Origin of the sequence: Neisseria sp. HMSC078C12 (genome assembly GCF_001838065.1) — a bacterium.
Taxonomy (GTDB): domain Bacteria; phylum Pseudomonadota; class Gammaproteobacteria; order Burkholderiales; family Neisseriaceae; genus Neisseria.
Genome location: NZ_KV835577.1, coordinates 1 through 6,281, shown reverse-complemented (window position 1 = coordinate 6,281; position 6,281 = coordinate 1). Strand labels below are relative to the sequence as shown.

Here is a 6,281-nt window from a genome sequence, read left to right as displayed (position 1 = left end):
GGCGTATAGTTCGGTTCTTCGCTGCTGACGCGGTGAAGAAAACGAAGCAGACAGTATAACACAGTTGGTTGAAATTTTCGATAATTTTAGTTGACATTTGCTAAATGTACTGTATAATTCGATTCGCTCTTTAAAAAACAGATTACCGATAAGTGTGAGTGCATTAGGCCTCACACTGTTTGAAAGACAGACAAGATGATGTTTTAGACATTGTCCTGTCGGTTTCTTTGAAGCAGACCAGAAGTTATAAGTTAGAGATTGAACATAAGAGTTTGATCCTGGCTCAGATTGAACGCTGGCGGCATGCTTTACACATGCAAGTCGGACGGCAGCACAGAGAAGCTTGCTTCTTGGGTGGCGAGTGGCGAACGGGTGAGTAACATATCGGAACGTACCGAGTAATGGGGGATAACTAATCGAAAGATTAGCTAATACCGCATATTCTCTGAGGAGGAAAGCAGGGGACCTTCGGGCCTTGCGTTATTCGAGCGGCCGATATCTGATTAGCTAGTTGGTGGGGTAAAGGCCTACCAAGGCGACGATCAGTAGCGGGTCTGAGAGGATGATCCGCCACACTGGGACTGAGACACGGCCCAGACTCCTACGGGAGGCAGCAGTGGGGAATTTTGGACAATGGGCGCAAGCCTGATCCAGCCATGCCGCGTGTCTGAAGAAGGCCTTCGGGTTGTAAAGGACTTTTGTCAGGGAAGAAAAGGCTGTCGCTAATACCGACAGTTGATGACGGTACCTGAAGAATAAGCACCGGCTAACTACGTGCCAGCAGCCGCGGTAATACGTAGGGTGCGAGCGTTAATCGGAATTACTGGGCGTAAAGCGAGCGCAGACGGTTACTTAAGCAGGATGTGAAATCCCCGGGCTTAACCTGGGAACTGCGTTCTGAACTGGGTGACTAGAGTGTGTCAGAGGGAGGTAGAATTCCACGTGTAGCAGTGAAATGCGTAGAGATGTGGAGGAATACCGATGGCGAAGGCAGCCTCCTGGGATGACACTGACGTTCATGCTCGAAAGCGTGGGTAGCAAACAGGATTAGATACCCTGGTAGTCCACGCCCTAAACGATGTCAATTAGCTGTTGGGCAACTTGATTGCTTAGTAGCGTAGCTAACGCGTGAAATTGACCGCCTGGGGAGTACGGTCGCAAGATTAAAACTCAAAGGAATTGACGGGGACCCGCACAAGCGGTGGATGATGTGGATTAATTCGATGCAACGCGAAGAACCTTACCTGGTCTTGACATGTACGGAATCCTCCAGAGACGGAGGAGTGCCTTCGGGAGCCGTAACACAGGTGCTGCATGGCTGTCGTCAGCTCGTGTCGTGAGATGTTGGGTTAAGTCCCGCAACGAGCGCAACCCTTGTCATTAGTTGCCATCATTAAGTTGGGCACTCTAATGAGACTGCCGGTGACAAGCCGGAGGAAGGTGGGGATGACGTCAAGTCCTCATGGCCCTTATGACCAGGGCTTCACACGTCATACAATGGTCGGTACAGAGGGTAGCCAAGCCGCGAGGCGGAGCCAATCTCACAAAACCGATCGTAGTCCGGATTGCACTCTGCAACTCGAGTGCATGAAGTCGGAATCGCTAGTAATCGCAGGTCAGCATACTGCGGTGAATACGTTCCCGGGTCTTGTACACACCGCCCGTCACACCATGGGAGTGGGGGATACCAGAAGTAGGTAGGGTAACCGCAAGGAGCCCGCTTACCACGGTATGCTTCATGACTGGGGTGAAGTCGTAACAAGGTAGCCGTAGGGGAACCTGCGGCTGGATCACCTCCTTTCTAGAGAAAGAAGAGGTCTGATGCATTCACACTTATCGGTAAACTGTAAAAGATGCGGAAGAGAAAAGCTTGAGTGAAGACAAGATTCGCTTAAGAAGAGAATCCGGGTTTGTAGCTCAGCTGGTTAGAGCACACGCTTGATAAGCGTGGGGTCGGAGGTTCAAGTCCTCCCAGACCCACCAAGAACGGGGGCATAGCTCAGTTGGTAGAGCACCTGCTTTGCAAGCAGGGGGTCATCGGTTCGATCCCGTTTGCCTCCACCAAGCACTTTACAAATCAAAGGAAGCCTGCTATACTTAGCAGCTTATTTTGATTTGCGAAGTGAAATATCGACGCATCGATCTTTAACAAATTGGAAAGCCGAAATCAACAAACAAAGACAATGCGTTTGTTTTGATTTTTTATTCTTTGCAAAGGATAAAGAATCTCTCGCAAGAGAAAAGAAAACAAACACAGTATTTGGGTGATGATTGTATCGACTTAATCCTGAAACACAAAAGGCAGGGTTAAGACACAACAAGCAGTAAGCTTTATCAAAGTAGGAATTTCAAGTTTACTTCCCTAGTCAACGGGTAGGTAAACGAAGTCAGAGAGGTTCTTGAAATGATAGAGTCAAGTGAATAAGTGCATCAGGTGGATGCCTTGGCGATGATAGGCGACGAAGGACGTGTAAGCCTGCGAAAAGCGCGGGGGAGCTGGCAATAAAGCTATGATCCCGCGGTGTCCGAATGGGGAAACCCACCTCTTAGGAGGTATCCTTATCTGAATACATAGGATAAGCGAAGTGAACCCGGAGAACTGAACCATCTAAGTACCCGGAGGAAAAGAAATCAACCGAGATTCCGCAAGTAGTGGCGAGCGAACGCGGAGGAGCCTGTACGTGATAACTGTCGAGATAGAAGAACAAGCTGGGAAGCTTGACCATAGTGGGTGATAGTCCCGTATTCGAAATCTCAACAGTGGTACTAAGCGTACGAAAAGTAGGGCGGGACACGTGAAATCCTGTCTGAATATGGGGGGACCATCCTCCAAGGCTAAATACTCATCATCGACCGATAGTGAACCAGTACCGTGAGGGAAAGGCGAAAAGAACCCCGGGAGGGGAGTGAAATAGAACCTGAAACCTGATGCATACAAACAGTGGGAGCACCCTTGTGGTGTGACTGCGTACCTTTTGTATAATGGGTCAACGACTTACATTCAGTAGCGAGCTTAACCGAATAGGGGAGGCGTAGGGAAACCGAGTCTTAATAGGGCGAACAGTTGCTGGGTGTAGACCCGAAACCGAGTGATCTATCCATGGCCAGGTTGAAGGTGCCGTAACAGGTACTGGAGGACCGAACCCACGCATGTTGCAAAATGCGGGGATGAGCTGTGGATAGGGGTGAAAGGCTAAACAAACTCGGAGATAGCTGGTTCTCCCCGAAAACTATTTAGGTAGTGCCTCGAGCAAGACACTGATGGGGGTAAAGCACTGTTATGGCTAGGGGGTTATTGCAACTTACCAACCCATGGCAAACTAAGAATACCATCAAGTGGTTCCTCGGGAGACAGACAGCGGGTGCTAACGTCCGTTGTCAAGAGGGAAACAACCCAGACCGCCAGCTAAGGTCCCAAATGATAGATTAAGTGGTAAACGAAGTGGGAAGGCCCAGACAGCCAGGATGTTGGCTTAGAAGCAGCCATCATTTAAAGAAAGCGTAATAGCTCACTGGTCGAGTCGTCCTGCGCGGAAGATGTAACGGGGCTCAAATCTATAACCGAAGCTGCGGATGCCAGTTTACTGGCATGGTAGGGGAGCGTTCTGTAGGCCGATGAAGGTGCATTGTAAAGTGTGCTGGAGGTATCAGAAGTGCGAATGTTGACATGAGTAGCGATAAAGCGGGTGAAAAGCCCGCTCGCCGAAAGCCCAAGGTTTCCTACGCAACGTTCATCGGCGTAGGGTGAGTCGGCCCCTAAGGCGAGGCAGAAATGCGTAGTCGATGGGAAACAGGTTAATATTCCTGTACTTGATTCAAATGCGATGTGGGGACGGAGAAGGTTAGGTTAGCAAGCTGTTGGAATAGCTTGTTTAAGCCGGTAGGTGGAAGACTTAGGCAAATCCGGGTCTTCTTAACACCGAGAAGTGATGACGAGTGTCTACGGACATGAAGTAACCGATACCACGCTTCCAGGAAAAGCCACTAAGCTTCAGTTTGAATCGAACCGTACCGCAAACCGACACAGGTGGGCAGGATGAGAATTCTAAGGCGCTTGAGAGAACTCGGGAGAAGGAACTCGGCAAATTGATACCGTAACTTCGGGAGAAGGTATGCCCTCTAAGGTTAAGGACTTGCTCCGTAAGCCCTGGAGGGTCGCAGAGAATAGGTGGCTGCGACTGTTTATTAAAAACACAGCACTCTGCTAACACGAAAGTGGACGTATAGGGTGTGACGCCTGCCCGGTGCTGGAAGGTTAATTGAAGATGTGCAAGCATCGGATCGAAGCCCCAGTAAACGGCGGCCGTAACTATAACGGTCCTAAGGTAGCGAAATTCCTTGTCGGGTAAGTTCCGACCCGCACGAATGGCGTAACGATGGCCACACTGTCTCCTCCCGAGACTCAGCGAAGTTGAAGTGGTTGTGAAGATGCAATCTACCCGCTGCTAGACGGAAAGACCCCGTGAACCTTTACTGTAGCTTTGCATTGGACTTTGAAGTCACTTGTGTAGGATAGGTGGGAGGCTTTGAAGCAGAGACGCCAGTCTCTGTGGAGCCGTCCTTGAAATACCACCCTGGTGTCTTTGAGGTTCTAACCCAGACCCGTAATCCGGGTCGGGGACCGTGCATGGTAGGCAGTTTGACTGGGGCGGTCTCCTCCCAAAGAGTAACGGAGGAGTTCGAAGGTTACCTAGGTCCGGTCGGAAATCGGACTGATAGTGCAATGGCAAAAGGTAGCTTAACTGCGAGACCGACAAGTCGAGCAGGTGCGAAAGCAGGACATAGTGATCCGGTGGTTCTGTATGGAAGGGCCATCGCTCAACGGATAAAAGGTACTCCGGGGATAACAGGCTGATTCCGCCCAAGAGTTCATATCGACGGCGGAGTTTGGCACCTCGATGTCGGCTCATCACATCCTGGGGCTGTAGTCGGTCCCAAGGGTATGGCTGTTCGCCATTTAAAGTGGTACGTGAGCTGGGTTTAAAACGTCGTGAGACAGTTTGGTCCCTATCTGCAGTGGGCGTTGGAAGTTTGACGGGGGCTGCTCCTAGTACGAGAGGACCGGAGTGGACGAACCTCTGGTGTACCGGTTGTAACGCCAGTTGCATAGCCGGGTAGCTAAGTTCGGAAGAGATAAGCGCTGAAAGCATCTAAGCGCGAAACTCGCCTGAAGATGAGACTTCCCTTGTGGTTTAACCACACTAAAGAGTCGTTCGAGACCAGGACGTTGATAGGTGGGGTGTGGAAGCGCGGTAACGCGTGAAGCTAACCCATACTAATTGCTCGTGAGGCTTGACTCTATCATTTGAAGAACTTCAAATAATAAAAGCTTACTGACTGATTCAGTCATCACCATTTATACCGATTAAGGCTTTACCGATTTGTAACAGTTTAAGTTTGGCGGCCATAGCGAGTTGGTCCCACGCCTTCCCATCCCGAACAGGACCGTGAAACGACTCAGCGCCGATGATAGTGTGGTTCTTCCATGTGAAAGTAGGTCACCGCCAAACACCCATTCCGAAGCCCCCGACTGATGTCGGGGGCTTTTTACATGCCTGTCGTTTCTGTCGGTTTGGTGGCAGAATTGGGATAACAGGTGTTGGGGTCAAACATTGGGATAGTGATGTACCGGTGTTTATGGAGTATTTGTACATCTTGGTATTGGAATCGGAAATATTTATCCTGTTGTTATTCTTGCACAAAAATACCGAAAGTTACGGTTAACCGTTTGGAATGTTTGAAATCAAACGGTATTTGCGTTAATATGTCGTATGCATTTATATGGAATGGGCCGTGTTCTACTGTCGATGCGACAGTGTCGGCGGGGTGGGGAAAACCGTCCTGCAGACGGCCCGGTTGATTCAATCTGACACGTTATAGGAAAACCCTGATGAAGAAATTTTTATTTGGTGTATTTGCCGCCGTGTGTACGGCGTTCTCTTTGGCTGCCGTGAACGTCAATACCGCCTCTTCTGCGGAACTGGAGGCATTACCAGGTATCGGCCCGGCTAAGGCGAAGGCGATTGTGGAATACCGTCAAAAGAACGGTGCGTTCAAATCGGTGGAGGAGCTGAAAAACGTGAAGGGCATCGGTGATGCGGTGCTGAACAAGTTGAAGGCGGAGGCGACGGTTTCTTCTGCCGCGCCTAAGGCCGCGCAGCCTGCCGTGAAAAAATAAGCCGGACTCTGCCTATATGCCGCCCTGCGGCCGAACCGTTTGCCGGTTGGGCCCGGGGCGGCTTTGTTTGGGGGGGGAATAAAGCTTGAACCAGTGGGGGCTT

1 protein-coding gene, 2 tRNA genes and 3 rRNA genes are annotated in these 6,281 nt (G+C 50.3%); all 6 read left to right on the top strand.

Features of this window, described 5'->3' with window-relative positions:
* The first annotated feature begins 260 nt into the window (after positions 1 to 260).
* Positions 261 to 1,801: ribosomal RNA gene (locus HMPREF2596_RS00090) — 16S ribosomal RNA — on the top strand.
* Between the two features lie 105 nt (positions 1,802 to 1,906).
* Positions 1,907 to 1,983: transfer RNA gene (locus tag HMPREF2596_RS00085), tRNA-Ile, on the top strand.
* Between the two features lie 5 nt (positions 1,984 to 1,988).
* Positions 1,989 to 2,064: transfer RNA gene (locus HMPREF2596_RS00080), tRNA-Ala, on the top strand.
* A 347-nt stretch (positions 2,065 to 2,411) separates the two neighbouring features.
* Positions 2,412 to 5,300, top strand: a 23S ribosomal RNA gene (locus tag HMPREF2596_RS00075).
* Positions 5,301 to 5,396: 96 nt separating this feature from the next.
* Positions 5,397 to 5,510 (top strand): 5S ribosomal RNA (gene rrf, locus HMPREF2596_RS00070).
* Together the 16S, 23S and 5S rRNA genes with 2 tRNA genes alongside form the textbook arrangement of a ribosomal RNA operon.
* Positions 5,511 to 5,890: 380 nt before the next feature.
* Complete coding sequence (locus HMPREF2596_RS00065; RefSeq protein WP_004520163.1) at positions 5,891 to 6,178, top strand: ComEA family DNA-binding protein; 288 nt, start codon at positions 5,891 to 5,893, stop codon at positions 6,176 to 6,178.
* Positions 6,179 to 6,281: the final 103 nt, after the last annotated feature.